Source organism: Bradyrhizobium sp. 613_E4_N2_2 (genome assembly GCF_052075995.1).
In the GTDB taxonomy this organism is placed as follows: domain Bacteria; phylum Pseudomonadota; class Alphaproteobacteria; order Rhizobiales; family Xanthobacteraceae; genus Bradyrhizobium; species Bradyrhizobium barranii.
This window is the reverse complement of record NZ_CP197234.1, coordinates 3,299,141-3,324,695: the sequence shown is the minus strand read 5'-3', so window position 1 is coordinate 3,324,695 and position 25,555 is coordinate 3,299,141. Positions and strand designations below refer to the sequence as shown.

Here is a 25,555-nt window from a genome sequence, read left to right as displayed (position 1 = left end):
AGCCCGGAATGACAGGGCCCCTCACCAGACCTTCCCCAGCCGCTCCATGTGCGGCTCTCCGTCTTCATCGAGCGACCAGAAGATCCGGGTCACCCGCCCGACGAGGTTGTCCATCGGGATGAAACCCATCGTTGCCATCACGCGGCTGTCGCTCGAATTGTCGCGGTTGTCGCCCAGCACGAAGAAATGGCCGGGCGGCACGGTGTAGACATTGGTGTTGTCGTAGTAGCCGTTCTCGACGCAGTCGTAGGTGATGTAGGAATTGCCATTGGGCAGCGTCTCGCGCCAGCGCTTGACCTTGACGCTGCCATCCAGACCGCAGGCGGTGCCGGCGAGCCCGTTTGCGAGCGCGACGCGCGTCACCGGTCTGTCATTGAGGACAAGCTGTCCCTGCCGCATCTGGATGCGGTCGCCGGGCAGCCCGACCACGCGCTTGACGTAGTCGACCGAGGTGTCCTTTGGCGCGCGAAACACGACGACGTCACCGTGCTCGGGCTCGGCGGCAAAGACACGGCCCGAGATCCAGGACGGCGCGAAAGGGAAGGAATAGCGGCCGTAGCCATAAGCATATTTGGCGGCAAAGACGTAGTCGCCGACCATCAGCGTCGGTGCCATCGAACCCGACGGGATGTTGAACGGCTGATACAGGAAGAAGCGAAACAGGAACGGCGGCGACCACAGCACCGGGATCATCAGGATCAGGACGACGATCGCCTTCCATTCCCGCGGCCGGGCCGTAGGGCGGATCGTTTGCTGAAGAGTGGTCATTCGCTTGCCATGATCGAGATTGTGGTCGTCACCGTGAGATTACGCAACCTTCGCGCGCGTGCAATACCCACGCATGGTTTGGTCGCACAGGCGCGCGCACGCGTTCATCGCAAGCGTCGACAATGAACATGTGAAGGGCCGCCCGTGGGCGGCCCTTCTGCTTCATGCAATCTCGGGCGCCTTCAGGCGCACGAGCCGGGTCAGGAGGGCATCGAGGCCCTCGCCGTTGCCGGCGTGGAGGTCGATGCGGCCGACCTTCTCGACCAGCCGCTCCAGCGACTCCAGCTCCTTGAGCCGCAGCAGCAGGGGGTTGTCCTCCATCAGGCGGGCGGTGTTCAGGAGCGAACGCGTCGCCGCGGTCTCCTCCTGCCGACGGATCAGGTTCGCCTTCGCGACCCGCTCCGCCTCCACCACCTTGTTCACCAGCTCCCGGATCTCGCCGGGCAGGATCACGTCCTTGACGCCGAGCTCGGTCACCTCCATGCCGGACTCCGCGACGCGTGCACGCACATAGTCGCGCAGCTCCGCATCCAGCGCCGCCTTCGCAGACAGCACCTCGTCCAGCGTCCGGCCCGCCACCGCCTCGCGGATCGCGAACTGCACCAGCCGGTACAGCCACGCATCCACGTCGGGCACGGTCGCAACCGTGCGCTCGGGATCGACGATCCTGCGGAACGCCGTCAGCGTCACCCGCAGCGCGATGCGATCCTTGGTCAGCATCTCCTGCGCGGTGATCTCGACCGCCTGGGGCCGCAGGTCGAGGCGCTTCACCTCGATCTTGCGGCCGACGGTCCAGAAGGCGTGCCGGCCGGGCGCAAGCCGCTCCACGAGCCGGCCCTCGACATAGAGCAGGCCCGCCTCGTGGTTCTCGACCACCGCTTCCATCACGACGGTCGAGCGGTTGCGCTCGATCATGGTCAGGTGCCGCGCGCCAACCCGGGGATCGGCGGACACATCGATGCGCTCGACATCGATGCGGGTCGCGACCTTCCAGTAGACGCGCACCTGCCAGGGCGTCATCAGATGCACGGGCCGGCCGTCGAGGCTGACGATGGCGATCTCGTCCGCCTTGGTCTCGATCGCCTCGAACAGCTCAGCGGCCAGATCAGGCCGCGCGGCCTTCAGCACCGCGTAGCGATCCGCGGGGAATTCGCTGCGCACCACGTCGAGCACCTCGGCCTTCAGCTCGTGCAGGGGATCGAACAAGCGATGCTTGCCGGGCGCGAGCACGCGCACGAGCTGTCCGTTGCGCGTGAGCAACGCACGCTCGCCATCCTTCACCGTCACGTTCAGCATCAGCAAGTGCCAGGTCATGGCACGCCTCCTTCGTTTGCGCCCGGCCGGATGCCGGACAGCAGGTTTCGTTTGCAAAGGACGTGAGGACGCGGACGACGCTTCCCGGGAAATCAGCGGGCCGGGGCTTGAGCTTGCATGATGACGGGCGCACGCGCGCGATCGCTCGACGCGTGTCGAGCGGTCATGCGGAGCCACCCGGCATCAGCGCAAGCGGTATCGACCCGCGGCGCAAAGCCGGTCTCACAGTGTCTAGGTTCGGACGGAAAGCCTTTCGGCAAAACGGCCGGACTGCGACTGAAGCGCGCGTCCGGTCCTCGTCAGAGGTATCAGCTTTTCAGGCTGAAACGGAGCGCTGGAGCGGGATTCGAACCCGCGACAGGATGAGTAACAGTCATCTGCTCTACCAAACTGAGCTATCCTTTGTGCAAGAGACCGGAATCGAACCGATGCCTTCGGGTGTTCAGCCCGACGCTCTCCATGAGCTACGTCCTGCGTTTGCCCTTCATTCGGCGGAACACGAAACCGCAGAGCGGCCCGCGCCAGTCGGGATCTCAGAGAGCCCGAACCCATGGCCTAGCGAAGGAGGGCGCTAATAGACGAAGCACGTTCGGGTTGCAAGGGGGAAAGCCAAGATTTTTCGTCACGCACTCCGCACTGTGACGCGATGATCACAATGCGATGTGACGTCAACCGCGCGACGTTTCCTGAAAACACGCCCTCACCCAGTCGATCGTCACACGCGTCGCGGGATCGCGCTTGAGGTGGTTTTGCACCAGCAGCCAGGCGTCGCGCCGCTTCGGCAGCAGCGTGGCGCGCAGGCGGCGATCGCCGAGCAAGTCCGCGCAAACATATTCCGGCAACACGCCGGCGGCCCGATGCGCGCGGATCAGGTTACGGATGACGCGAACGTTGTCGGTGACGCAGCGCGCGCGGGGTTGCTTCATGCGCAGGAATTGCATCTCGGGAATGGCACCGAGTTCGTCCGGATAGGCGCACAGCACTGGTTCGCCCTCGGTCGCAACAGGCTCGAAATAATAAATGCGGATCTCGCCGAGCCTGGAGATCGCGAAGTCACCCTTGTCGGGTTTGCGCAGCCGGATGGCGAGATCGGCCTCCCAGCGCGAGAACTTGACGTTCTCGCTCGAGGTGAGGAATTGCAGCGTCAGGCCGGGATTGGCGCGCAGGAAGTCGCTCGCGCGCGGCGACAGCACCTCCTCGGCGAACGTGTTGGTGGAGGCGATGCGCAGGCGGCCCACCGGACCTGCCAGGCTCGCGCCGACGCGACCGATCTCGGCGGCATGTGCGGCCATCGCCTCGACATGCGCCAGCACCGCCTCGCAACTCCGCGTCGGCCTGCGGACGCCGTCGGCCGCCTCGAACAGACGCAAACCGAGCGCACGCTCGATGCGCGACAGCCTGCGCCCGACCGTGGTTTCGTCGATGCGCAGCCGCGCGCTGGCGCCCGCGTAGGTGCCCTCGTCCCTGACGGCAGCGATGATGCGCAGATCGTCCCAGTTCATTGCGTCAGGTTATACCGGCCGGGAGCGGCCTGCAATATCGCAGCCACCCGCTGCAATATCCCTGCATATCAGCAGGCATTCCCGGGGCTATGTTTGTGCAGCCTTTTGCCCCGGAGATTTCCAGACCATGACGACCGCAAAGACCCTGCTGCAGCTCGCCGGTGCCGATCTCGACCCGCCGCGTCTTGGCGACGCCGCGCTGGTGCTGATCGATATCCAGAACGAATATCTCGCTGGTCCCCTCGCTTTGCCCGACGCCCGGCCCGCGATCGCGCGAGCGGCTGCGCTCCTGGCACGGGCGCGCGAGAGCGGAGCCGCGATCATCCATATCGCCCATCGCGGCAAGGCCGGCAGCCTGTTCGATCGCGGCGCCGACCGTGGCGCCATCGTCGCCGAGCTGAGCCCCCGTGCCGGCGAGCTGGTGATCGAGAAGGAGTTGCCCAATGCATTTGCCGGCACTGATTTGCAGGCGCGCCTTGCCGCAACCGACAGGAAGAACATCGTACTGGCCGGCTTCATGACGCATATGTGCGTCAGCTCCACCGCCCGTGCCGCGCTCGACCTCGGCTTTCGCACGACTGTTGACGCCGATGCCTGTGCCACGCGCGACCTGCCCGACGGCCGCGGCGGCACGCTGGACGCCCGGACCATCCACGAGGTTGCACTCGCCGAGCTATCCGACCGCTTCGCGATCATCGCGCGCGGCGATGCGCTGAAATAACGGAGCAACGCGATGCTGCAGCTCTATTTCTCGCCGATGGCCTGCTCGCTTGCGAGCCGCATCGCGCTGATGGAGGCCGGCCTCGATGCGCGTTATCATCTGGTGCATCTCCGGACCAAGACGGTCGCCGACGACGACGGCGATTTCCGCGGCGTGTCGCCGAAGGCCGCGGTGCCGGTCCTGGTGCTGGAGAACGGCGAACGGCTGACCGAAAGCGCGGCGGTGCTGCAATACATCGCCGATGCGAAGCCGGAGGCGGGTCTCGCGCCCCGGTTCGGCGATCCCGACCGCTACCGCCTGCAGGAATGGCTGAGCTTCATCGGCACCGAGATCCACAAGGCATTCCTGTTTCCGACCTTCTGGTACAAGGACGACGGCTCGCTCGCCAAACCGCGTGCAAGGATCCCGCAGACATTGGCGGTGCCATCGGCGCATCTCGCGGACCGCGAATTCCTCGTCGGTGACAGCTTCACCGTCGCGGATGCTCACCTCACCTGGGCCCTGCTGCTGCTCCGTCCCGCGGGCGTCGACATCGCGCAATGGCCAAGCCTGTCGGCCTATCTCGCGCGCATGCAGGCGCGGCCCAGCGTGCGGGATGCGATTGCGACCGAGATGGAGCTGCGCAAGACGGTGGCGGCAAACCCGGCGTGACAGGATGTCACGGTCGCCAAATCTGACGGGCCCACGGCGAGGGCATTGATACCGACGCGGCATGCGCTAATCTGGGGGATATTTTTCGATATTTCCCCTGGAAGGCATTCATGCGTGCTCCTTCTGGAATTTTGCGTCATTTTTTCCTGCCCCTCCTCGCCCTCTGGCTGAGTCTTGGGCTGAGCCTTGCCCCCGCATCGGCGGACACGCGGGTCGCGCTGGTGATCGGCAACGGCGCTTATGTCTCTACAGCGCAGCTTCCCAACCCGTCGCATGACGCCGAAGACGTCGCAGCCTCGCTCAAGCGCAGCGGTTTCGAGGTGTTCCAGGGTATCGACCTGCGCCAGGCCGACATGCAGGACCTGACCATCCGCTTCGCGCGCGCCGCGAGCCGGGCTGACGTCGCGATGTTCTATTACAGCGGCCATGCCATGCAGTACAACGGCGTGAACTATCTGATGCCTGTCGACGCCGTGCTGACGGATGAAGCAGACCTCAAGCGCTTCGTGCGGGTCGACGACATCGTGAACGATTTGCAGCAGGCCAAGAATTTGCGCATCCTCGTGCTCGATTCCTGCCGCGACAATCCGCTGGCCGAAACCTTGAAGCGCTCTGCCGGCTCGACCCGCGCCGCCTCGATCGGACGAGGCCTGTCGAAAGTCGAGGCGCCGCGCGGCACGATCGTGTCGTTCTCGACGCAATCAGGCCAGGTCGCCGCCGACGGCACCGGCCGCAACAGCCCCTACACGACCGCGTTCCTCAAGCACATCGAGGAGCCGCAGGAAATCGGCGACGTCTTTCGCGACATCAGCAGCGACGTCTATGACTCCAGCGGCAAGACCCAGCTGCCGGAGCTCTCGCTGTCGATCATCGGCAAGTTCTACCTGAACGGGCCTGTAACGGTCACGGTCGCACCGGCGGCCCCCCAAGCTGCACCGAAGGCCGATCCCTGCGCGGCCGCCGAGGCGCACTGGAAGGCTGCTGAGGGCATCGGCACGCTGGGTGCCTTTGAGGATCATCTCGCGAGATTCCCGAACTGCATCTTCGCCACCCTCGCCAAGGCACGCATTGAAGGCCTGAAGCAGAAAGTGGCGGTCGCGCCGAGCGGTAACGCCAGAACCACCGGCAGCAAGGATTTTGACGGCAGCTGGGACGTGACGTTGAACTGCCCGGCTTCCGGCAAGGCGCAGGGCTTCACCAGGCCTCTGGTCGCCACCGTGACCAATGGCGTGTTTCACGCCGAGGTGCAGGGTCCGGGCGGTGTCAATCGGCTGGAGATCGACGGCCAGATCCCGCAGGACGGCAAGACGACCTTGAGCGCACGCGGCACGACGGGGGCAAGCACCTACACACTCAACAACCTCGCACCCGGCTCGCCTTACGCCTTTACGGTCGATGCGCAGTTCGATCGCACCCGTGGCAGCGGAAAGCGCAACGAGGCGCGTGCCTGCAACCTGGTTTTCGTCAAGCGCTAAGCCGCGCGATGATCGCGCGGCCTCGCGTACAACGCCTTCTCACACGCCCGTCTGGCTGATGAACTTGGTATTGAAGTAGCCCTCCATCGCCTCGGTGCCGCCTTCCGAGCCATAGCCCGAATCCTTGATGCCGCCGAACGGCACCTCGGGCAGCGCCAGACCAAAGCTGTTGATCGACATCATGCCGGCCTCGACTGCCGCGCCGATCGCAGCCGCCGTCTTGGCCGAGCTGGTGAAGGCGTAAGAGGCAAGGCCAAAGGGCAGCCGGTTGGCCTCCTCGACCACGTCGTCGAATGACGAGAAGCGGGAGATCAGGGCGAGCGGGCCGAACGGCTCCTCGTTCATCGCGCGCGCATCCTTCGGCACATCGCTCACCACGGTCGGCTCGAAGAAGTGCCCCTTGTTGCCGACACGCTTGCCCCCGGTCTCGAGCCTGGCGCCCTTGCCGACGGCATCCTGCACCATGCCTTCGATGGCGGTGACGCGGCGTGGATTGGCGAGCGAGCCCATTTTGGACTCGGGATCGAGGCCGTTGCCGACCTTGAACGCCTTGGCGCTGTCGACGAATTTGTCGACGAATTCGCGGAACACATCGTCCTGCACCAGCATCCGCGTCGGCGAGATGCAGACCTGGCCAGCGTTGCGATATTTCGCCGCCGCCAGGATCTTCGCGGCCGACGTGACGTCGGCATCCCCAAAGACGATCGCCGGCGCATGGCCGCCGAGCTCCATGGTGGCGCGCTTCATGTGCAGGCCCGCGAGCGCGTTGAGCTGCTTGCCGACATGGGTCGAGCCTGTGAAGGAGATTTTCCGGATCACCGGATGCGGGATCAGATATTCGGAGATTTCCGACGGCACGCCGTAGACGAGGTTGATGACGCCATCGGGCACGCCCGCGTCGGCAAACGCGCGAATGAGCTGCGCGGGCGAAGCTGGTGTCTCCTCCGGCGCCTTGACGATGATCGAGCAGCCGGCAGCGAGCGCTGCGGAAAGCTTGCGCACGACCTGGTTGATCGGGAAATTCCACGGCGTGAACGCGGCGACCGGGCCGACCGGCTCCTTCATCGCGATCTGGTAGATGCCGGGGCCGCGCGCGGGGATCAATCGGCCATAGGCGCGCTTGGCCTCCTCCGCGAACCACTCGATGACATCTGCCGCGGCCATCGCCTCCATCCTGGCCTCGCCCAGCGTCTTGCCCTGCTCCATCGTCAGCAGCGGCGCGATCTCGTCATTGCGCTCGCGAATGATCGCGGCGGCCTTGCGCATGATCCGGCAGCGCTCGAACGGCGCGACATTGCGCCAGATCTTGAAGCCGGCGGAAGCGGCCGCGAGCGCCTCGTCGAGATCGGACTGGCCAGCATGCGCGACGATGCCGATCACCTCCTCGGTCGCGGGATTGCGCACCTCGATCACTTTGCCAGAATGGGCCGGGCGCCATTTGCCGGCAATGAAAAGCTGCGTGTTCGAATAGGCCAACAGAGTCTCCTTTTAGGTCGAGCTGTGACAGATGGCGTCCGCGGCGCGCGTCATCTCCGGTCCGAGATAGAGGCGGAAGCGCGGCTCGGCGGCGAGCGTGCGGAAGTCCGTCATCCGCGTCACCCCGCCGCCGGCGACGAACAGGAATTGCCCGGCGATCTCGGCGAGGATGTCGAGGTGCCAGCTAGCTGTCGGATGCATGCAGAGGATGACCAGCCTGCCCTCGTCGCGCAGCTTGCGGAAGAAATCGAGCATGAAGCCGATATAGCCGTCCTGCAGGTTGAACTGCGGTTCGTCGAACAAATGAACCAGCGGCGTTTTTGTCGGCGACGGCGCCAGCAAGGCGGACGGAATGCGCTTGCGGAACCGCCTGACCTGATAGGACTGGTGATAGTGGATCGCGAGCCGGTCGCGCTCGCGATATTTGACGCCATGGATATCGGTGCCCGCGACCAGCACGCGCCCCGAGGTCGGCGCGTTGGAGCCGGTCATCATCTCGAACAGCGTCGTCTTGCCGGCGCCGTTCGGCCCGACCACGCCGACGATGCCCGGCTCCTCCAGCGACAGGTTCGCCTGAAGCGTGAACGTCGGACGGCGGATGACGCGGCCCCTGCTGTAGACCTTGCGGACATCATCGAGAACGAGCAGCGGTGCGGCCACTTATTGTACTCCCAGCAAGCGCTGACGAAGGCCACGATCATCGCGCAAGGTCGCGGCCTCGCCAGTCCAGACGATCCGGCCGCGATCGATCACCGCCGCGTGGTCTGCGACCGACAGCGCGATCTCCGCATTCTGTTCCACGACCAGCGAGGCGATCCCCTCCTCCTTCATGCGCAAAATGGTGGCGAGCACGTCGCCGACGATCTTTGGCGCAAGACCCTGGCTCGGCTCGTCGAACAGGACCAGTCCCGGCGAGCCGACCAGCGCGCGCGCGATGGCGACCATCTGCATCTCGCCGCCCGACAGGTTCTCGCAGTCGCGCTCCATGAGATATTCGAGCGGCGAGAAGATCGCGGCGGCCTCCTTGACGCTCCAGTTGCGAAAGCGCGTGCGCTTCTGCGCGATGGTGAGGTTACGCGCCACCGACAAGGTCGGGCACAGCCGCCGGTCGTCGGGCACCCAGCCGATGCCGGCGCGCGCGATCTCGTGGGTCGGATCGCGCGTCACGTCATGCCCGTCGAAACGAACGGCGCCGCGGCGCGGCCGCGTCAATCCGAGAATCGAGCGGAGCATCGTGGTCTTGCCGGCGCCGTTGGGCCCGAGCAGTGCAAACACCTTGGCGTGCTCGATAGCGAGCGAGGCGCCGAACAGCGCCTGGGTCTCGCCGTAGAAGGTATCGACCCCATCCAGTTCGAGGATCATGCGAACTTCCCGAGATTGGAACGACGCACCCATTCGTTCTGCTGCAGCTCGTGCGGCGTGCCGCGCGCTACCACCTGGCCCCAATGGATGACCGAGATGCGATCGGCGAGCGAGAACAGGAACTCCATGTCGTGCTCGATGGCGACGATGGTCAGCCGGCCCTTCAGGCGCGCCACCAGAGCGGCCAGCCGCTGCATGCCGTCGGAGCCGAGGCCGGAGGTCGGCTCGTCCAGGCACAGCACGCGCGGGGCCTGCGCCAGCGCGACCGCGATCTCGAGTGCTCGGCGGTCCCCATAGGACAGGTCCTTGGCGCGGATATCGCCCTTGTCGGCAAGCCCCACCGCAGCAAGCGCTTCGGACGCCTGCTCGGCAAACCTGCGGTCTCCAGCCGCCGCCCGCGCGATATCGAGGCCACGGGCGCGAAACGCGGGCAAGCCCATCATGACGTTGTCGCGGGCGGAGAATTCGTCGAACAGGGTCATGATCTGAAACGAGCGGGCGATGCCCTTGGCGGCGATGCGGTGCGGGCTCAATCCCGTGACATCCTCGCCGCCGAGCAGGACTCGGCCGCGGCTCGGCTTCACCCTGCCGGTGAGGACGTTGAAGAAGGTGGTCTTGCCCGCGCCGTTGGGACCCATCACGCCGTGAAACTCGCCCTCGGCAACCGCGAGATCGACGCTTTCCAGCACGACGCGATCGCCGAAGCGGACGTGCACACCCGCGGCCTCGATCATGCTCATCGCCCGCCCCCGACCAGCAGTCGCATCGCGGAGGTGCCGCGCCGCCGCAGCGCGTTGAGTGAGTGCTGCTGCGCGGCGGCCGAGAGCGCGCCGGCGATGCCCTCGGGGCGGAACAGCACGATCGCAATGAACAGCAGACCGAAATAGAGCATCCAGGCATTGGTCAGCGCGCCGATCACGTCGCGCGCGGTGAGGAAGAGAAACACGCCGATCACCGGCCCCCAAAAGCTGACGAGCCCGCCACCGACCAGCGTCATCATCACAACGTAGCCGGATTGATGCAGGCTCATGACGTCAGGGAATGCGGCGAGCTGCGCCATCGCGAACAGTCCGCCGGCAAAACCGGACACGGCCGCCGACAGCGCAAACACCGACGCCTTGTAGAGCCACACGTTATAGCCGAGATGGGCGGCGCGAACCTCGCTCTGCCTGATCGCAGCGACAACGCGGCCATAGGGCGAGTGCACCAGCCGCCACAAGACGGCGGTACCGACCGCGAAGACCGCGAGCACGAAATAGTAGAACGCGACATTGTCGGTGAGATCGAACGACACCAGCCCGAAATCGGCCGGCAGCCGTTTAATCTTGAGAAGCCCATCCTCACCGCCGGTGATCCGGTGCGACTTGATCGCCAGCGTCCAGAAGATCTGGCCGAAGGCGATGGTCATGAAGGCATAATAGATGCCGCGCCGATGCGAGATGAACAGCGCCACCAGCACGCCGGCAAGCCCCGCGACCACGGCCGCGGCAGCGAGACAGATCCAGAGATTGGCGACAATGTCGAGCTGGCACAGCCCGAACGCATAGGCGCCGATGCCGAAATAGGCGCCATGTCCGAACGACGGCAGTCCGGCCGTGCCCAGCACCAGATTGAACGCGAGCGCATAGAGCGACCAGATCAGGATCTCGATCCCGAGATAAGGATAGAGCCCGATCCGCGTGATCCAGAGCGGCACCGTTGCAAGTACGAGCCAGAGCACCAGCATCGTCGGCGTGACGAGGCGCGCGGCGTCGGATGAAGAACTTGATCCCACAATCATTCCCTAGGCCTCGAGCACGCTTTTCTTGCCCCACAGGCCGCGTGCACGGAACGTCACGACGGCGACGAGCAGGATGTACATCGACAACAGCGACCATTCGGACGCGTAGGCGCCGGCAAGACCGACACATAATCCAACCAGCAGCCCCGCCACGACGGCGCCCCAAAAGCTGCCGACGCCGCCGAGCACGATCACCAGGAACGCGGGGATGACAGCATCCACGCCCATATGCGGGCGAATGCCCCAGATCGGCGCGACGATGATGCCGGCGATCGCGGCCAGCATGGTGCCGAACACGAACACCAGCAGCCGCAATCGCGACAGGTTGATGCCGAGCGCCCGGACGATCTCGCTGTCATGAGCGCCGGCCTTGACGGTTGCGCCGAATGAGGTCTTTTCGATCAGCAGCCAGACCAGGCCGATGATCCCCGCCGCAATGCCGGCGGCGTAGAAGCGATAGGTCGACCAGATCAGATCGCCGAACAGGAAGCCGCCATTGATGGCGGACGGCACTTGCAGCACATAGTCCCGCGTCCCCCAGACCAGGCGGATCAACTCCTCGATCACCATCGCTGCGCCAAACGTCAGGAGAAGCCCGTACAGCGGGTCCTTGCCGTAGGTCCGCCGCATGCAGAGCTCGATCAGCATCCCGACGAGACTCACGATCACGGGCGCGATCACCAGCGTCGCGGCATAGCGCCAGCCCAGCGGCAGCGTGAGCCACGCTTTGGCAAGATCGGCTGGCAGTGGCGGGCGCGGTCCGGTGAGCTGCATGGCGACATAGGCCCCGAGCGCGAACAGGGACCCATGCGCAAGGTTGATCTGCTCCATCAGCCCGACAATGAGCATGAAGCCGAGCGCGATCAGCGCGAACAACAGGCCAAGCGTCAGGCCATTCAGGAGATGCGGAAGAAGGTCGAACAAGGTTTTGACTCTCGCAACTGGCATTGCTCCCCCAAGCCCTCAAAGGCCCGGGCTGCGGCGCGCGACATGCGCGCCGCTCGTTCCACGACGCGACGCACCGTCGCTAGGAGTCGACGGTCGGCACCTGCTCGTAGGGCGTGAGCTTGCACTTGCCGGGAGCAGCGTCATCGGCTGCCGATTTCGGCTCGGTCCAGCTGATGATCTCGAACAGATCGGTGTTGTCGGCCGGCTTGGCGTTGCGCCGCGCCAGATAGATCGTCTGCTGCATCTGATGCGTCACGGGATCCATGTAAGCGTCGAAATGCTGCATGCGATCGGTTGCCGAGACCTTGAGGTTCTCGATCTCCTTGATGATCTTGACGTTGTTGGTCGACCCTGCCCGCTCGATCGCACGGAGCAGTTCGCGCGTGCTCATGTAGCCGTTGTAGGAGACGTTGCCTGGCACCGGGATCGGGCCGTCCTTGTTGGCGGCCTGCCATTTCTTGACGAAGTCGGCGACGCCGGGCAGTTGCAGCTTGTGATACCAGGTGGTGCCGAACACGCCGAACAGGCTGTCGGGCGCGCCCCAGACATCGGGCCAGTCCTGCTGGTTGTTGATCCAGGCCGGCTTGCCGTCGAGCTTGAGCTGCGCCACCTGCTCGCGCAGTGCCTTGATGTCGTCGCCGCCGATCGCAGTCGCGACCACGTCGGGTTTTGCTTGTTGGATCTTCAGGAGGTAGGCGGTGAAGTCGCGGGTGTTCTGCGGCACCAGCAGATTATCGATGATCTTGCCGCCGGCAGTCTCGACCTGCGCCTTGGTCGCGGCAGACGTGGTGTGACCCCAGACGTAGTCATTGGTCAGCAGCATCCAGTTCTTGCCGATGGAATCGACTGCGTTCTTGACCGATGCCTTGGAGAAATTGGTGCCGTTACCGTCCCAGACGAATTTCACACGCGAGCAATTCTCCCCGGCCTCGCTCGGCGCGGAGGAATTGGTGTTCATGTAGATCACGCCGTATTTGCTGGCGACCTGGGTGATGGCGTTGGCGACGCCGGAATGCAGCGCACCGATCAGGATGGTGCAGTCCTCGCGGGTGATGAACCGCTCGGCGACGCGGCTGCCGGTGGCCGGCGTCGTCTCGGTATCCGCGGTGATGAACGAGACCTGGCGGCCGAGCACGCCGCCTTTGGCGTTGACCTCGTCGATCGCCATCTTGATGCCGCGGAAATCATCCTGGCCGCTGTTGCCGTATTGGCCGCTGGCGTCGCAGGTCAGGCCGAGCTTGATCGGCTTCGCGCCTTGCGCCCACGCGTGATTCTCTTTCCACGGCCCGAAGAAGCTGCCGGTGCAGCCGATGACGCTCGCCATCAAGCTGCCCTTCAGAACGCTTCGCCGTGAGATCTGACGCCCTCTCATCGTTTCCTCCCGTTTTCGAAGTCTTTTGCTTTTTTCTGCGATTAGAATATTCATTCCATTTATTATGTAAAGTGGAATATTTGATCCAAACGGTGAAATGCCGTTAAACAGGCGACCGATCCGGAGACCCGAGACGATGAACGAGGCACAAGGCGCGATGAGCTACGACGAGCTGCGCGGCGCCATTGCGCAGCGGCACCGGGCGCTATCCGGCCGGCTGCAGCAGATCGCGGAGTTCGTGCTCGATCACCCGACCGATGTCGCGCTCGGCACCGTGGCCGAGGTGGCGCAGCGCTCGGGCGTGCCGCCCTCGGCGATCGTTCGCTTCGCCCATGCGCTCGGCTTTGGTGGCTTCACCGAGATGCAGCAGGTGTTCCGCTCCCGCCTCGTCGCCGGCGTCGCGCCGAGCTACAAGGCGCGGCTCGCGCGCATGAAGAGCGAGGAGAAATCGGTGCTCGGCCGCCAGCCCGCCGCGGTGCTGTCGCGCTTCGTCTCGGAAGCGCAATCGTCGCTGGTGACGCTCAGTCAATCCGTGCATGCGCGCGAGCTCGACGCCGCCACCGCGATCCTCGCCAAGGCGCGCGACATCTATCTGCTCGGCCTCGGCGGCTCGTTTCCGGTTGCGACCCACCTCGCCTACGTCCTGCGCAAGCTCGGACGCCGCGTCGTCCTGCTCGACGGCACGGGCGGCAGCATCCACGAGCAGTCGCATGCCGCAACCACGGAGGACGCGCTGGTCGCGATCAGCTTCCGGAACTACTATCCGGATACGGCGCGGCTGTTTCCCGAACTCGTTGCGCGAGGCGTGCCCACGATCTCCATCACCGACAGCCTCCTGAGCCCGATCGTCGAAGGCGCGAGCGTCGTGTTCGAGATCCAGGACATGCCCGAGCCGGCGCTGCGCACGCTGGTCGCACCGATGTGCCTCGTGCAGGCGATGGCGATCGGGCTCGATCTCGCGGCGGACTGACGTTTCATAACAGGAGAAGATCATGGCTGCACATGACGGGAAAGTATTGTCAGGACAGGTGGCGCTGGTGACCGGCGCGGGACGCGGGCTCGGACGCGCCTTTGCAGAGAAGCTCGCCGCGCTCGGCGCCGACGTCGCCATCCACGGCATGCGCGAGAACGGGCCGGCGGAATATGGCGAGGGCACCACCCTCACCGCGGTCGCCGCAGAGATCGGCGAGCAATTCGGCGTCCGCAGCCAGCGCGTGCTCGGCGATCTCACCAGGGGCGAGGACATCGCGCGCGTGATCGCCGAGACGGAAGCAGCCCTCGGCCCGATCGACATTCTCGTGCACAATGCCGGCGGCGACATCGCAGCCGCCGGCGGCAAGCCGGACCCGAACGACGCGGTGAACATCAAGGAGGCCGATGTGCGCGCGGTGCTGGAGCGCAATCTGCTCTCGACCATCCTGACCTGCCAGGCGGTCGCGAAGGGAATGATGGAGCGGCGCCGCGGCCGCATCGTCACGCTCGGTTCGGTCGCCGCGTTCAAGGGCCGCACCCAGGGCTCGATCTACGCGGTGTCGAAGGCCGGCGTAACCCACTACACGCGATGCCTCGCCGACCAGCTCCGCCCCTACGACATCGCCGTCAATTGCATCGCGCCCGGCGATACCCGCACCGGCCGCTTCCTCGGCACGCGCGCGGTGGACCCCGACAGGATGGTCGAGACCGGCACGCTCGACCGCATCGCAACCGTCGACGAGGTCGCGCGCGTCGTCGAGTTCTTCGCCGGTCCCATGGGCGCCTTCGTCTCGGGCCAGGTGCTGAGGATCGACGGCGGCGGACAGTGCTGGCCGGGTTGAAGCAGAGAAGAGAAGAGAAGAAAAGAAAAGGGCCCCTGCAAGCGGCCCTTTGAGATCATCGCGAATTGACTGAGCTCACTCGACCCGCGACAGCACCGCGAGCTTGCGGATGCCCTTGTTACGGTAGGCGTCGAGGAACGCGTAATAGTCCTTGAACGACACGCAGCCGTTGGAATCGCCGTTAGGCCCGAGCATGAAGGTGTGGGCGAGCAAGCCGTCGCGGCCGTAGATCGCGCTCTCGCCGCCGATCGGGGTCAGGCGCAGCGCCGGCACGCCATGGAACAGCGCTTCGCGCGGCTTCAGCGTGTAGATGTGCGGCGGCGTCACGCCGCGCATGCGGACACGCGAGGAGCGCGGATCGTCGAGATTGGAGCCGAGGCCGGAATGCGCCTCGAGCTTGGTGCCGTCGGGCAGGTAAACCATCTTGGCGGTGATGTCGTAGACCGCCGTGTCGCGCTCATAGGGCGCCGAACCGCCGAGCATGGGGTTCTGCTCCCTCGGCGCGATGGACGCGGTCACGCTGGCATCGGCCGAGGCATAGGCCAGCAGCCCGCCGGACGGCTCGCGCTTGCCCCAGAGCTTCTCGACCATCGACTGGCGCGGACCGGTGATCGACATCACCGCGGCCTTGGCGCGATCGGCAAACGATTTCGGCTTCGCCTCAGGCGCCGGCACGATCTCGGCCGGATCGGCCGAAGCCAGTTGTATCTGCGCATCCGGCGCGCGCTTGGCCTTGTCCGCAGACTTGTCGGCAATCTTGGCTGGTGCCGCCGGCTTCAGCGCGTCCGCGACCTTCGCGATCACGCTCTGCTTGGGGGCGTCCTTCGACGCTTCCTTGGCGACGGCGACCTGGGTTGCGGGGGCGGCGCTCGCATTCGACGCCACGCCCTGGGTCGCGGCCGCGGCAAAGCGCTCGTTGAACATCTCGCGCGAGATCGGGGCTGCGACCTGGAGCCGGTCGGGCAGCAGCGCAAAGGTGTCCCTGATGGCCTCGCCGGCCTCACGCAGCGCCACCCTGGGCGCGCGCTTGATCACGGGCTCGTCGTAGCCAATGCTGCCGACGGTCGGATAGACGCTGGCGCCGAGGACGTTGCTGTAGATGGTCCAGCCGGCGCCCATCACGACGCAGCCGATCGCCGCGGCGCCCAGCCAATTGGTGGTGGTCATTTTCCGGGAAGGCTTCCGAAGAGAATTCTTGGACTTCCGTGCCGCGTTACTCTGCGCAGCGATACTCGTACTCATTCGCCTTGCGTCCAGGACGGTGTCACTCAGTCCCCCTTCGAAGTGCCGCTGGTCACGATCCGGGAACAGCATCTCGCAGGAGGTCGGAGCGTCATTAAGGCGACTTTTAGTTAAATGCAGATTAAGTTCGGGCAGATGTGAGGCACCGCGTTAACGCTGTCCCATTTCGAGAAAAATGTCCGCAGAACTACGGACTTAGGAGCGTCTGTTAACTATAATTCTCGGCCGGTTCGGCACGTTGGACGGACGTCACAGGCCGCCCCTCTAAGGCCATCCAACCAAGTCGTTTTCGTGGTCTTCAATACCCGGACAATAGCGGGGAAGCGTTGCGCGAGGCTGGTGCGCGCTGCCCTCTCCAGCGGGTGTCAGCAGGGTGGCGGCAGAGCCCGTCCCACATCACACATCGCGCACAGAGTGCTCACGCAGCACGGCGCCCTGACCGAAAGTTGATCGCGCCGGACTGGAAAAGACCGCACCGAGGAAATAGCTCCGAGAGCGGCACTTTTCAGCAGCCTCTGCGTGTGATACGGTACCGTATCAACATCGCTTTGAACTGTGCCAAGCACGCAAACGGAGGCTGGCATGAGAGGGATCGCGGGCGCCGGTATTTTCGCTCTGGCGTGGTTGTTTCAGTTGATCGGGTCTGCGAATGCACAGCCGGCTGTCAATGTCGGCTGCACGGCATCGCCATCGGCTGCGGGCACGCAAGTCTGGCGCTGCGACAACGGCATCACCATCGTTGCGGAAAACGGCGCCAGATTTGAACTTAAGGACGCCAACCGCGACGGACATATTGACTCCGTGGAGTTGAGCAGCAAGGCGCTGCTGATCGAGGTGCCCAAGAAGCCCGGCGGCAATCCCTTCAAGGTGCTGACGCCGCAGGCGATCGCCGCAGTGCGCGGGACCAAATGGGCCGTCGATGTGGCTGAGGCCAAGACCGCGGTCTTCGTTGCTGACGGCCGTGTCGGTGTGAGCCGCAGGGCTCGTGGACGCGGCGTCGTGCTCGGACCGGGCCAAGGCGTCGATGTCGAGGCAACGGGCCCGTTGACCGTCAAGACCTGGGGCCAGCCGCGCGTCGACGCGCTGATGGCAAGACTGGGTCAATAAGGCCTGGACAATTAAGGCCCGCGCAGCAACGCCCGGGCGACAAAGAAGATTGCAGTACGTAATGACTAGACGCGTTCAGATCCTGGTGGCACTCGTCCTCACCGCGCTGTGGGGTGCCGGCATCTATGCCGGCCACGCCAACGGTCATCTGCGCTTTCTCGATCGGCTCGAGGCGACGCTGACGGATTGGCGGACCCAGGTCCGCGGCGTGCAGGCTCCGCCCGATCTCGTCACCATCGTCGCAATCGACGACACCGTCGTGAAACGCGGCGGCAGCTATCCGCTGCCGCGCGCCGATCTCGCGCGCGTCGTCGACACCATCGTGCAGTTCAAGCCGAAGGTCGTCGCGATCGACCTGCTGCTGGTCGACCGCAGCGCTGCGATCGGCGACGCGACGCTGGCCAACACGCTCGCCACCGGTCCCATGGTGCTCGCCGCCGCGGCGATCTTCCCGACCGCCAGCGAGACCGTGGAGCCGGGCACCCAAGGTCCCCTCGCCGCGCTGCCACAGGCCGAGCGCTTCCTGCTGCCGCTGCCCGCCTTCGCCGATCACGCCGAGGTCGGAGTCGTCAACGTCGCGACGGGGCAGTCGGGCTCGCCACTTTCGGTGCCGATGCTGTTCCGGACCCGCGACAAGGTCGAGCTGTCATTTCCCTTGCGCGTCGCGGCGCGCGCGCTCGACAAGCCGCTGACGATCGCGCCGGATCATCTCATGCTCGGCGATCGCGCGGTCTCGACCGACAGCGATTTCGCGCTGCCGATCACCTATTACGGCCCGCGCCGCACCATCCGCACCGTCAGCGCGCAGAGCATCTTCGACGGCACGCTCAATCGCGCGGCGATCGAGAACCGCATCGTCGTGATCGGCGCCGCGGTCGCCGGCGGCGGCGACTTCTATCCGACACCGTTCGATTCCCTGATGCCCGGCGTCGAGGTGATCTCGACCGCGATCACCCATCTCGTCTCCGGTGACGGCATCGTGCGCGACCGCAAGGTCCACATCGCCGACGCGCTCACCGCGATCCTTTTGCCGATGCTGCTGGTCGGCCTGCTCGCCTGGCGGCGCAGCGCGCCCGGCATCATCGCGGCAGCCGCGGTGATGATCGCCTGGGCCGGGCTCAATCTGTTCGCCTTCACGCACGGCGTTTGGCTGAACGCCGCGACGACACTTGCCGCCGCGGTGCCGCCGGTCGCGGTCTTTGCCGGCGTGCAGCTGTGGGCCGGCGGCCGCCGCACGCAATATTTTGCCGCCAAGAGCAGGTCGCTGGCGCAATTCCAGGCGCCCGCCGTGCAGGAATGGCTGACGCGCGATCCGAATTTCCTGTCCAGGCCGGTCCGGCAGGATGCGGCCGTCGTCTTCATCGATCTCTCCGGTTTCACGACGCTCAGCGAACGGATCGATCCGGACGAGCTGCAGCATCTGCTGAGGGCATTTCACGCGCTGATCGACAAGGCCGCGGTCGATTGCGGCGGCCTGATCACCGGCTTTCTCGGCGACGGCGCCATGATCCTGTTCGGACTGCCACACGCGATGCCCGACGACGCGGCGCGCGCGCTGCAATGCTCGATCGACCTGTATCGCAGCGTCGATCGCTGGATCGCTTCGCTGCCGCCTGCCCTTCGCGGCCAGCTTGGTTTCAAGATCGGCGCGCATTTCGGCCCGATCGTCGCCTCCCGCCTCGGCGAAAGCCACCAGCACATCACGGCGACGGGCGACACGGTCAACGTCGCGAACCGCTTGATGGAGGTTGCCGCCCAGAACTGTGCGCGGCTCGCGCTGACCGATACGCTGCTGGATGCGGCCGACTTCCACGGCGCTCCCGACGGCATTCTGTCAGGTCCCCTGCTCACGCAGGTCCGCGGCCGCTCCGGCGTCGTGACCGTCTGGTTCTGGCGCGACCAGAACGGGCCGAGCCAGGCCACCGCCAGGGCCGAGATGATCGACTGATTTTTGGGGCCGCCTACCGCGCTTCCGGCGGCGGCGAGCGGTCGAGCACGTCGCCCTTGGCGCCTTCGAGCAGATCAATGCCGTAGGTCTCGATCACGAGCGGCCCGCGCTTGCGCTGCAATTGCGCAATTTGCGTCACCTTCGCGAAGAGCTCGTCGAGGGCGGTATGGCCGTCCGGGCGCAGCTCGTCGACAGAGATCACCTTGCCGGCAAGCAGCTTTGGATCGGGCTCGGGCATGTTGACCCAGCGGATGCGCTGGTTCTGCTGCAGCACGCAGGTGCCGCGCGGCAGATAGAAGGCGAGCCAGCCCGTGGTGCCGTAGTCCTGCGCGAGCACGCAGGTCGCGCCACTGCGCACGCGCGCCGCTTCGATCTCGGCGGCGAGCTCGCGCCAGCCGACGCCGACACTGCGCACCGTCGCGTCGCGGCGATAGCCCGACAGCCAGCCGGTGTTGGCCTGCACGATCAGCGCGGCAAACATCACGATGCCCACGGGCGCGGCCCAGCGCAGGCAGAAATCCGCGAGGCGCTGCGCGCGTGGTTGCCACTGCACGAGATTGGCGGCGGCGGCCGCGGCAACGATGAAGGGCGGATAGACCGGCGCGAACCAGTTGGCCTCGACGCGGGCATGCAGCGAATGCCAGACGAAATAGACGACGATGGTCCAGAACAGCGTCTCGATCAGCACACGCGAGGCCAGCGCGCCGTCCCGGCGCCAGGTCAGCGCGTGCAGGCCCATCGCGCCGAGGATGAAGACGAGCGGCGTTGCGAAGGCGATCTGGGTCGGGATCAGCTCGGCGATGAAGACGGGACGGAAGTCCTCGATCTTGGCGCGCCCGAGCTGCTTTACGAACGAGACCCATTGATGATCCGCATTCCAAAGGATCACCGGCGAGAACAGCGCGAACGCAACGAGACCGCCGAGATAGGGCCAGGGCGAGAGGAACCAGCGCCGCAGTTTCGGCACGGCCGCAAGCCAGATCAGGATCGCGGCGCCAAAGAACAGCGCGGTGTATTTCGACAGCAGCGCCGCGCCGACCGCCGCGCCGACGGCGAGCCACCAGACGCCGCGGCCGGTCTCCAGCACCTTGGCGAGGAAGAACAGCACGAAGCTGGAGGCAACCAGCAGCGGCGCATCCGGCGTGACGATCAGCGTGCCCACCGAGGCCATCATGGTCACGTTGAGCAGGATGGCGCTCGTCGCAGCCACCCGCGCGCCGCCGAACAGGATGGCGGCGGAGCGGTAGATCGCGTAGCTCATCGGCAGCGCGAGCAGGATCGAGAACACGCGGACGCCGAGCTCGGTGTCGCCGGCGATCATGGTGCCGGCGCGGATCACATAGGCGACCATCGGCGGGTGGTCGTAATATCCTCCGGCGAGGTTCTTCGACCACATCCAGTAATAGGCTTCGTCGAAGGTGATCGGCGTGAACGCGGCCGCGACCAGCCGCAAGCCGACCAGCGCAACGATCACCAGCGCGGTATTGCGGACGATCCGCGCGTCAGCCCCGCCCATGTCGAGCTATTTCTTGCGCCAGACGAACAGTCCGGACATCGCGTAGTTCCACACCACGCCCATCAGCGCGCCGGCCATGCCGGCCAGCCACCAGATCGGCTCCTGGTCGTAGACCGAGAAGGCGACGCCGACATTGGCGAGCAGGCCGACGCTGCACACGATGTAGAAGGCGATCAGGCCGCGCAGCAGCGCAAAGCCCTTCAGCCGCTGGTCGCGATAGGTGAGGAAGTTGTTGAGGACGAAGTTGCTGGTCATGGCGACGACGGCGCCCGCGGCCTGCGCCTCCGCGAACGGCGCCTTGAACAGCTGAAGGGCGATGAACAGCGTGGTCAGATGCACCACGAGGCCGACGCCCCCGACCATCGCGAACAGGATGAAGCGAAGCGAGACCGCATCGTTGGTGAACTTGGCCAGCACCAGGCCGAGAAAATCCAGCGCGACCATGGAATCGAGCTTGCTCTCGCCGTGCTGGCGCTCGCCGAATGTGTAGGGAATTTCAACGGCTCGCAAGCTACCGTTCGCGCTCGCGACGAGGTCGAGCAGGATCTTGAAGCCGTGCACCGACAGCTTCGGCGCCAACTCCTCGAAACGGTCGCGCCGAACCATGAAGAAGCCGCTCATGGGATCGGCGATCTCGACCCGCAACGCCTTCCTGGCGAGTTCGGTCGCAAGCGCGCTGGCGCCGGCGCGCTGCTTGTTGAAGCCTTCGCTCTTGTAGCCCTCGATGTAGCGGCTGCCGACGACGAGATCGGCCTGGTCGCTTGCGAGCAGCAACAGCATCTTCGGCAGTTGCGTCTCGTCGTGCTGGAGGTCGGCATCGATCACGGCCACATAGGGCGCGCTGGAGGCCAGGATGCCCTCGATGCAGGCGCCCGACAGGCCGCGGCGGCCGATGCGGCGGACACAGCGCACGCGGTTGTCGCGCTGCGCCAGCGCCCGCACGACGTCCCAGGTGCCGTCGGGCGAATTATCGTCGACGAACACGACTTCCCAGGCGACGTTGGCGAGCGTCGCCTCCAGCCGCCGGTAGAGCACCGTGACGTTGTCGCGCTCGTTGAACGTCGGGACGATGACCGACAGTTCCGGCGCCTCTTGAGCCTGCGGGGGAGTGCCGGAGCCCGGTCTGATCGCTTCATTCATGACGGCAGCGTATATCCGCCACGTCCTGCGCTGCCAAGACGTTGCGCTGCCAAGATCTACCGAGCCGGGGGTCTTTGGGGAAAGGCCCAAAAAGGGCCCAAAAATGCCAACGACCCCGGAACGGCGGACCGCGCGTACATCCGGCGCAAGCCCAAGCTATTCCAAGGTCGTTCCAGCGCCGGAGGTTTCACTCAACGTCGCCGTTAGAAGCTAGATAGGTACGGCAAAACCGCTTCGCAAGGGGGCATAGCGGCTCTTTTTCAGACCCTTGCTAGTTCGGGACTTCCTTGATCACCGGCCCACGCGGCACGGGGGCGGCCGGGACAGCGGGCGCTGCGGCCGGAGCCGGCTCGGCCTTTGCCGGCCTGGGCGGCTTGCCGTACTGGCCGATCGGCCCCAATACGACGGCGACCGCAAGCACGACCGCCGCGACGATCGCGCCCAGAATGCCACCCACCGACTCAGACGACATGGAAGCCCATCCCTGTTCCAGATGCGTCCAGCAATACCATGGATGCGCGCGGAGCTGGAAGAGCCCTCCGCGGAGGAGCGAATGGCGAGTAGCGAATGAAGAGCGCTGGCTTTCGTGCCCTATTCGCTATTGGCCATTCGCCACTCCCCTACTTCGTCGGCGGCCTGTGCTTGACGAAGGCCGTCACGATGTCCTTCTGCGCCGACTCGACCGCTCTGTTCGCGGTGGCGAGATGGGCGCCGGCATCGATGTTCGGATATTGCGTGGTGAGATAGTCGAGCAACGCCACCCGGTAATATTGCCGCTCCGACGGACAGGCGCCCGCGACCGAGCGGCCGAAATCCTGTTCCGACATTCCCTGATTGGAGTCGCGCGAATATTCCCGCGCCAGGCAATGCCAGTAATCGTCGCGGCCCTGCATGGCGAGCTTCTGCGCACCCTTGGCATCGTCATCATCGTCGGCCATGGCACCAAACGTCATGGCAGCAGATGTCATCATGACGATCGCCGCTCCCACCATCAGCATCCGCATTCTTGTTCTCCTTTTGCGCGGGTCCCGTTGCGACCTTAGACGGGACGGCGCAACTGGCCAATCACATCTGGTTTGATTAGGATGAGGTCCCTCCCCGTCGATGCGAGACCCTCCCGTGGCCAAAGCAAAAACCGCGTCCAAAAAATCCGGCAACATTTTCATCGGCGTGGGCGGCTGGACCTTCGAGCCCTGGCGCGGCGTGTTCTACCCGGAGAAGCTCACGCAGGCCAAGGAGCTGTCCTATGCCGCCTCGAAGCTGACCTCGATCGAGATCAACGGCACCTATTACGGCTCGCAGAAGCCAGAGAGCTTTCGCAAATGGGCCAGCGAAGTGCCCGATGGTTTCGTGTTCTCGGTGAAGGGACCCCGCTTCGCCACCAACCGCCGCGTGCTCGCCGAGGCCGGCGATTCCATCAAGCGGTTCTATGATTCCGGCGTGCTGGAACTCGGCGACCATCTCGGACCGGTGCTGTGGCAGTTCGCGCCGACGAAAAAGTTCGACGGCGCCGATTTCGGCAAGTTCCTGGAACTGCTGCCGCGCAAGCTCGATGGGCGCGCGCTGCGCCATGTCGTCGAGGTCCGCCACGACAGTTTTTGCGCGCCGGACTTCGTCGCGCTGATCCGCGAGTTCGAGACGCCTGTCGTGTTCGCCGAGCACGGCAAATATCCGGCGATCGCCGACGTCGCCGGCGACTTCGTCTATGCACGGCTCCAGAAGGGCAATGACGAGATCAAGACCTGCTATCCGCCGAAGCAGCTCGATGCCTGGGCCAAGCGCTTTCAGGACTGGGCCGAGGGGAGTGAACCCGACGATCTGCCGAAGGTCGACGAGGCCAAGCCGAAGAAAGAGCCGCGCGACGTGTTCGCCTATGTCATCCACGAGGGCAAGGTGCGCGCACCGGCCGGCGCCATGGAACTGATCGCGCGGGTGAGCTGAGGATGGTTCATGGCAAAGGCGAAAAAGCTCTTCACCATCGGTTATGAACAGACGCCGCCCAAGGCGGTGCTCGACGAGCTGGAAGAGGCCGGCGTCAAGCTCGTGGTCGACGTGCGCGCGGTGACCTCTTCGCGCCGGCCCGGCTTTTCGAAGAAGCAGCTGTCCGCGGGCCTCGATGAGCGCGGGATCGCCTATGTCCATCTCGCCGCGCTCGGCACGCCGAAGGAAGGCCGCCTCGCCGCGCGCAGCGGCCAATACGATGTGCTGGAAAGGATCTATTCAAAGCACCTGAAGACGCCGCAGGCCAGGGAAGAGATGGACGAGCTCTCGGCGCTGGTGATGAAGGCCGGACCGGTCTGCCTGCTCTGCTACGAACGCGATCACACCCATTGCCACCGCCAGATGATCGCGGAGATCATCGAGGAGCGCGATGGCGTGGCGGTGAGAAATTTGGCGGGGCGGCAGGTGTGATCGTCCCGGGCATGACGGAGAGACCCTACCCCTCTCCCGCCAGCTCGAACGTCCCCTCCATAATCTGCACGCAATGGCCGCCGACATAGGCATCAAGAAGGGCGCCGCCCTCCTTTTCCACTGTCGTCCGCAGGATGCTCGGCCGGCCCATGTCAAAACCCTGGCCGATGGTGAGCTTCAGCTCGCCGTCGCGGAGTGGATCGAGCGTGGCGAGCAGCGCGGCGGCGGCGACCGTTGCGCTGCCGGTGGCCGGATCCTCGGCGAAACCGCTGGCACCGCGCATGAACATCCGCGCCTGGAGGTCGCAAGGCGCCTGCGCCGCCGGGATATCGCGCGTGTAGAAATAGATCGAGAACGCGCCGTCGCGCGGCAGTGTCCGGCCGAACGCCGCAGCATCGGGCGTCGCCCGCCGCAGCGCGTCGCGCGAATGCAATTCCGCGACGACGAACGGCGTGCCGACGCCGACGACTTCCGGCACATGGCGATCGGTCCTGACGTCGTCCGCGCTCAATGACAGGCACGCGGCGACCTCGGCGGCGGACAGCTTTGCAAGACGCGCCAGCGGCTGCGGCGCAGTCAGCTCGGCGCCGACGACCTTGCCCTGCTCCCGCCAGATCTCGACCGGCACGATTCCGGCTTTCTCTTCGAACAACAATCGCGGCCAGGGCTCATTGCTGCGCCGGGCCAGCACGAAAGCGGTGCCGACATTGGGATGACCCGCGAAGGGAAGCTCCCTCACCGGCGTGAAGATGCGGACCTCCGCGTCGTGGCCGGGGTTGTGCGGCGGCAGCACGAAGGTCGTCTCGGAATAGTTGAACTCGGTCGCGATCGCCTGCATCTGCTGCGTCGTGAGCCCACTGGCGTCGAGCACCACGGCAAGCTGGTTGCCGCCGAAGGCGCGGTCGGTGAACACGTCGACGGTGATGTAGCGGCGCTGCATCTTCACTTCCTCATGAAAGTCGCGGCCTCAACCGGCCGCATCGCCGGCAGTCTACAGGCCGGCGACA

25 protein-coding genes and 2 tRNA genes are annotated in these 25,555 nt (G+C 65.4%); 9 read left to right on the top strand and 18 right to left on the bottom strand.

Features of this window, described 5'->3' with window-relative positions; all coding sequences use genetic code 11:
- Positions 1-21 precede the first annotated feature (21 nt).
- The 5 genes from lepB to AB7290_RS15630 form a co-directional block, all read right to left on the bottom strand.
- Positions 22-768 carry a signal peptidase I gene (gene lepB / locus AB7290_RS15650; RefSeq protein WP_085404365.1) on the bottom strand — a complete coding sequence of 249 codons (747 nt, stop codon included), beginning with the start codon at positions 766-768 and terminating at the stop codon, positions 22-24.
- Between the two features lie 162 nt (positions 769-930).
- Entirely contained in the window at positions 931-2,082 is a 1,152-nt protein-coding gene (locus AB7290_RS15645; RefSeq protein WP_085404364.1) for a slipin family protein, read from the bottom strand.
- A gap of 335 nt (positions 2,083-2,417) precedes the next feature.
- Positions 2,418-2,483, bottom strand: a tRNA-Asn gene (locus tag AB7290_RS15640).
- 4 nt (positions 2,484-2,487) lie between these two features.
- Positions 2,488-2,557: transfer RNA gene (locus tag AB7290_RS15635), tRNA-Phe, on the bottom strand.
- Between the two features lie 193 nt (positions 2,558-2,750).
- Entirely contained in the window at positions 2,751-3,584 is an 834-nt protein-coding gene (locus tag AB7290_RS15630; RefSeq protein WP_085404363.1) for a LysR family transcriptional regulator, read from the bottom strand.
- A gap of 127 nt (positions 3,585-3,711) precedes the next feature.
- Between AB7290_RS15630 and AB7290_RS15625 the strand changes: the two genes are divergently transcribed.
- From AB7290_RS15625 to AB7290_RS15615, 3 genes are all read left to right on the top strand, one after another.
- On the top strand, positions 3,712-4,305 hold the full coding sequence (locus tag AB7290_RS15625; RefSeq protein WP_085404362.1) for a cysteine hydrolase family protein: 594 nt from the start codon (positions 3,712-3,714) through the stop codon (positions 4,303-4,305).
- A gap of 12 nt (positions 4,306-4,317) precedes the next feature.
- Positions 4,318-4,956, top strand: a complete 639-nt coding sequence (locus AB7290_RS15620) for a glutathione binding-like protein (protein ID WP_085404361.1) — start codon at positions 4,318-4,320, stop codon at positions 4,954-4,956.
- Positions 4,957-5,066: 110 nt separating this feature from the next.
- Positions 5,067-6,431 carry a caspase family protein gene (locus AB7290_RS15615; protein ID WP_085404360.1) on the top strand — a complete coding sequence of 455 codons (1,365 nt, stop codon included), beginning with the start codon at positions 5,067-5,069 and terminating at the stop codon, positions 6,429-6,431.
- 39 nt (positions 6,432-6,470) lie between these two features.
- Here the strand turns inward: AB7290_RS15615 and AB7290_RS15610 are convergent, their stop codons facing one another.
- The 7 genes from AB7290_RS15610 to AB7290_RS15580 all read right to left on the bottom strand — a co-directional run bounded on the left by AB7290_RS15610 (position 6,471) and on the right by AB7290_RS15580 (position 13,369).
- On the bottom strand, positions 6,471-7,907 hold the full coding sequence (locus AB7290_RS15610) for an NAD-dependent succinate-semialdehyde dehydrogenase (RefSeq protein ID WP_085404359.1): 1,437 nt from the start codon (positions 7,905-7,907) through the stop codon (positions 6,471-6,473).
- 12 nt (positions 7,908-7,919) lie between these two features.
- On the bottom strand, positions 7,920-8,567 hold the full coding sequence (locus AB7290_RS15605) for an ATP-binding cassette domain-containing protein (RefSeq protein WP_085404358.1): 648 nt from the start codon (positions 8,565-8,567) through the stop codon (positions 7,920-7,922).
- Positions 8,568-9,269 (bottom strand): ABC transporter ATP-binding protein, encoded by a 702-nt coding sequence (locus tag AB7290_RS15600; protein ID WP_085404357.1) that lies wholly within the window; start codon positions 9,267-9,269, stop codon positions 8,568-8,570.
- On the bottom strand, positions 9,266-10,009 hold the full coding sequence (locus AB7290_RS15595) for an ABC transporter ATP-binding protein (RefSeq protein ID WP_085404356.1): 744 nt from the start codon (positions 10,007-10,009) through the stop codon (positions 9,266-9,268). The genes AB7290_RS15600 and AB7290_RS15595 overlap by 4 nt, the downstream gene beginning before the upstream one ends.
- A complete protein-coding gene (locus AB7290_RS15590) occupies positions 10,006-11,049 on the bottom strand; it encodes a branched-chain amino acid ABC transporter permease (RefSeq protein ID WP_085404355.1) in 1,044 nt (347 codons plus the stop codon). The genes AB7290_RS15595 and AB7290_RS15590 overlap by 4 nt, the downstream gene beginning before the upstream one ends.
- A gap of 3 nt (positions 11,050-11,052) precedes the next feature.
- Positions 11,053-11,973: a branched-chain amino acid ABC transporter permease gene (locus tag AB7290_RS15585; RefSeq protein WP_085404354.1), complete on the bottom strand. Its 921-nt coding sequence runs from the start codon at positions 11,971-11,973 to the stop codon at positions 11,053-11,055.
- Between the two features lie 103 nt (positions 11,974-12,076).
- On the bottom strand, positions 12,077-13,369 hold the full coding sequence (locus AB7290_RS15580; protein WP_245344239.1) for an ABC transporter substrate-binding protein: 1,293 nt from the start codon (positions 13,367-13,369) through the stop codon (positions 12,077-12,079).
- 136 nt (positions 13,370-13,505) lie between these two features.
- Here AB7290_RS15580 and AB7290_RS15575 point away from each other — a divergent pair, with 136 nt between their 5' ends.
- Together AB7290_RS15575 and AB7290_RS15570 are read left to right on the top strand one after the other, a co-directional pair.
- A complete protein-coding gene (locus tag AB7290_RS15575) occupies positions 13,506-14,339 on the top strand; it encodes a MurR/RpiR family transcriptional regulator (RefSeq protein WP_085404352.1) in 834 nt (277 codons plus the stop codon).
- Positions 14,340-14,361: 22 nt separating this feature from the next.
- Complete coding sequence (locus AB7290_RS15570) at positions 14,362-15,183, top strand: SDR family NAD(P)-dependent oxidoreductase (protein WP_085404351.1); 822 nt, start codon at positions 14,362-14,364, stop codon at positions 15,181-15,183.
- Between the two features lie 75 nt (positions 15,184-15,258).
- Here the strand turns inward: AB7290_RS15570 and AB7290_RS15565 are convergent, their stop codons facing one another.
- Positions 15,259-16,350 carry a DUF2778 domain-containing protein gene (locus AB7290_RS15565; protein WP_085404350.1) on the bottom strand — a complete coding sequence of 364 codons (1,092 nt, stop codon included), beginning with the start codon at positions 16,348-16,350 and terminating at the stop codon, positions 15,259-15,261.
- A gap of 657 nt (positions 16,351-17,007) precedes the next feature.
- On the opposite strand from AB7290_RS15565, the gene AB7290_RS15560 reads away from it, so the two are divergent.
- Positions 17,008-17,532 (top strand): FecR domain-containing protein, encoded by a 525-nt coding sequence (locus AB7290_RS15560; RefSeq protein WP_063982428.1) that lies wholly within the window; start codon positions 17,008-17,010, stop codon positions 17,530-17,532.
- A 61-nt stretch (positions 17,533-17,593) separates the two neighbouring features.
- Complete coding sequence (locus tag AB7290_RS15555; RefSeq protein ID WP_085404349.1) at positions 17,594-19,480, top strand: CHASE2 domain-containing protein; 1,887 nt, start codon at positions 17,594-17,596, stop codon at positions 19,478-19,480.
- Positions 19,481-19,493: 13 nt separating this feature from the next.
- Here AB7290_RS15555 and AB7290_RS15550 read toward each other — a convergent pair whose 3' ends face one another.
- The 4 genes from AB7290_RS15550 to AB7290_RS15535 form a co-directional block, all read right to left on the bottom strand.
- Positions 19,494-20,996, bottom strand: coding sequence for a glycosyltransferase family 39 protein (locus AB7290_RS15550; protein WP_085404348.1), 1,503 nt, complete (start codon positions 20,994-20,996; stop codon positions 19,494-19,496).
- A gap of 6 nt (positions 20,997-21,002) precedes the next feature.
- Positions 21,003-22,136, bottom strand: a complete 1,134-nt coding sequence (locus AB7290_RS15545; RefSeq protein ID WP_085404347.1) for a glycosyltransferase family 2 protein — start codon at positions 22,134-22,136, stop codon at positions 21,003-21,005.
- Between the two features lie 271 nt (positions 22,137-22,407).
- On the bottom strand, positions 22,408-22,608 hold the full coding sequence (locus AB7290_RS15540; protein WP_071912499.1) for a hypothetical protein: 201 nt from the start codon (positions 22,606-22,608) through the stop codon (positions 22,408-22,410).
- Positions 22,609-22,756: 148 nt separating this feature from the next.
- Positions 22,757-23,140 (bottom strand): hypothetical protein, encoded by a 384-nt coding sequence (locus AB7290_RS15535; protein WP_085404346.1) that lies wholly within the window; start codon positions 23,138-23,140, stop codon positions 22,757-22,759.
- Positions 23,141-23,240: 100 nt separating this feature from the next.
- On the opposite strand from AB7290_RS15535, the gene AB7290_RS15530 reads away from it, so the two are divergent.
- The gene (locus tag AB7290_RS15530) at positions 23,241-24,077 is read left to right on the top strand and encodes a DUF72 domain-containing protein (RefSeq protein WP_094184413.1); all 837 of its coding nucleotides are present in this window, start codon (positions 23,241-23,243) and stop codon (positions 24,075-24,077) included.
- Between the two features lie 9 nt (positions 24,078-24,086).
- A complete protein-coding gene (locus AB7290_RS15525; protein ID WP_085404344.1) occupies positions 24,087-24,548 on the top strand; it encodes a DUF488 domain-containing protein in 462 nt (153 codons plus the stop codon).
- 25 nt (positions 24,549-24,573) lie between these two features.
- Here the strand turns inward: AB7290_RS15525 and AB7290_RS15520 are convergent, their stop codons facing one another.
- Positions 24,574-25,488 carry a PhzF family phenazine biosynthesis protein gene (locus AB7290_RS15520; protein WP_085404376.1) on the bottom strand — a complete coding sequence of 305 codons (915 nt, stop codon included), beginning with the start codon at positions 25,486-25,488 and terminating at the stop codon, positions 24,574-24,576.
- Between the last annotated feature and the right edge of the window lie 67 nt (positions 25,489-25,555).

Bases quoted from the DNA above. Each gene is read 5' to 3' on its own strand.
- lepB (WP_085404365.1), bottom strand. From the start codon at position 768: ATGACCACTCTTCAGCAAACGATCCGCCCTACGGCCCGGCCGCGGGAA.
- AB7290_RS15645 (WP_085404364.1), bottom strand. From the start codon at position 2,082: ATGACCTGGCACTTGCTGATGCTGAACGTGACGGTGAAGGATGGCGAG.
- AB7290_RS15630 (WP_085404363.1), bottom strand. From the start codon at position 3,584: ATGAACTGGGACGATCTGCGCATCATCGCTGCCGTCAGGGACGAGGGC.
- AB7290_RS15625 (WP_085404362.1), top strand. From the start codon at position 3,712: ATGACGACCGCAAAGACCCTGCTGCAGCTCGCCGGTGCCGATCTCGAC.
- AB7290_RS15620 (WP_085404361.1), top strand. From the start codon at position 4,318: ATGCTGCAGCTCTATTTCTCGCCGATGGCCTGCTCGCTTGCGAGCCGC.
- AB7290_RS15615 (WP_085404360.1), top strand. From the start codon at position 5,067: ATGCGTGCTCCTTCTGGAATTTTGCGTCATTTTTTCCTGCCCCTCCTC.
- AB7290_RS15600 (WP_085404357.1), bottom strand. From the start codon at position 9,269: ATGATCCTCGAACTGGATGGGGTCGATACCTTCTACGGCGAGACCCAG.
- AB7290_RS15595 (WP_085404356.1), bottom strand. From the start codon at position 10,009: ATGAGCATGATCGAGGCCGCGGGTGTGCACGTCCGCTTCGGCGATCGC.
- AB7290_RS15590 (WP_085404355.1), bottom strand. From the start codon at position 11,049: ATGATTGTGGGATCAAGTTCTTCATCCGACGCCGCGCGCCTCGTCACG.
- AB7290_RS15580 (WP_245344239.1), bottom strand. From the start codon at position 13,369: ATGAGAGGGCGTCAGATCTCACGGCGAAGCGTTCTGAAGGGCAGCTTG.
- AB7290_RS15575 (WP_085404352.1), top strand. From the start codon at position 13,506: ATGAACGAGGCACAAGGCGCGATGAGCTACGACGAGCTGCGCGGCGCC.
- AB7290_RS15570 (WP_085404351.1), top strand. From the start codon at position 14,362: ATGGCTGCACATGACGGGAAAGTATTGTCAGGACAGGTGGCGCTGGTG.
- AB7290_RS15565 (WP_085404350.1), bottom strand. From the start codon at position 16,350: ATGACCACCACCAATTGGCTGGGCGCCGCGGCGATCGGCTGCGTCGTG.
- AB7290_RS15560 (WP_063982428.1), top strand. From the start codon at position 17,008: ATGAGAGGGATCGCGGGCGCCGGTATTTTCGCTCTGGCGTGGTTGTTT.
- AB7290_RS15555 (WP_085404349.1), top strand. From the start codon at position 17,594: ATGACTAGACGCGTTCAGATCCTGGTGGCACTCGTCCTCACCGCGCTG.
- AB7290_RS15550 (WP_085404348.1), bottom strand. From the start codon at position 20,996: ATGGGCGGGGCTGACGCGCGGATCGTCCGCAATACCGCGCTGGTGATC.
- AB7290_RS15545 (WP_085404347.1), bottom strand. From the start codon at position 22,136: ATGAATGAAGCGATCAGACCGGGCTCCGGCACTCCCCCGCAGGCTCAA.
- AB7290_RS15540 (WP_071912499.1), bottom strand. From the start codon at position 22,608: ATGTCGTCTGAGTCGGTGGGTGGCATTCTGGGCGCGATCGTCGCGGCG.
- AB7290_RS15535 (WP_085404346.1), bottom strand. From the start codon at position 23,140: ATGCGGATGCTGATGGTGGGAGCGGCGATCGTCATGATGACATCTGCT.
- AB7290_RS15530 (WP_094184413.1), top strand. From the start codon at position 23,241: ATGCGAGACCCTCCCGTGGCCAAAGCAAAAACCGCGTCCAAAAAATCC.
- AB7290_RS15525 (WP_085404344.1), top strand. From the start codon at position 24,087: ATGGCAAAGGCGAAAAAGCTCTTCACCATCGGTTATGAACAGACGCCG.
- AB7290_RS15520 (WP_085404376.1), bottom strand. From the start codon at position 25,488: ATGCAGCGCCGCTACATCACCGTCGACGTGTTCACCGACCGCGCCTTC.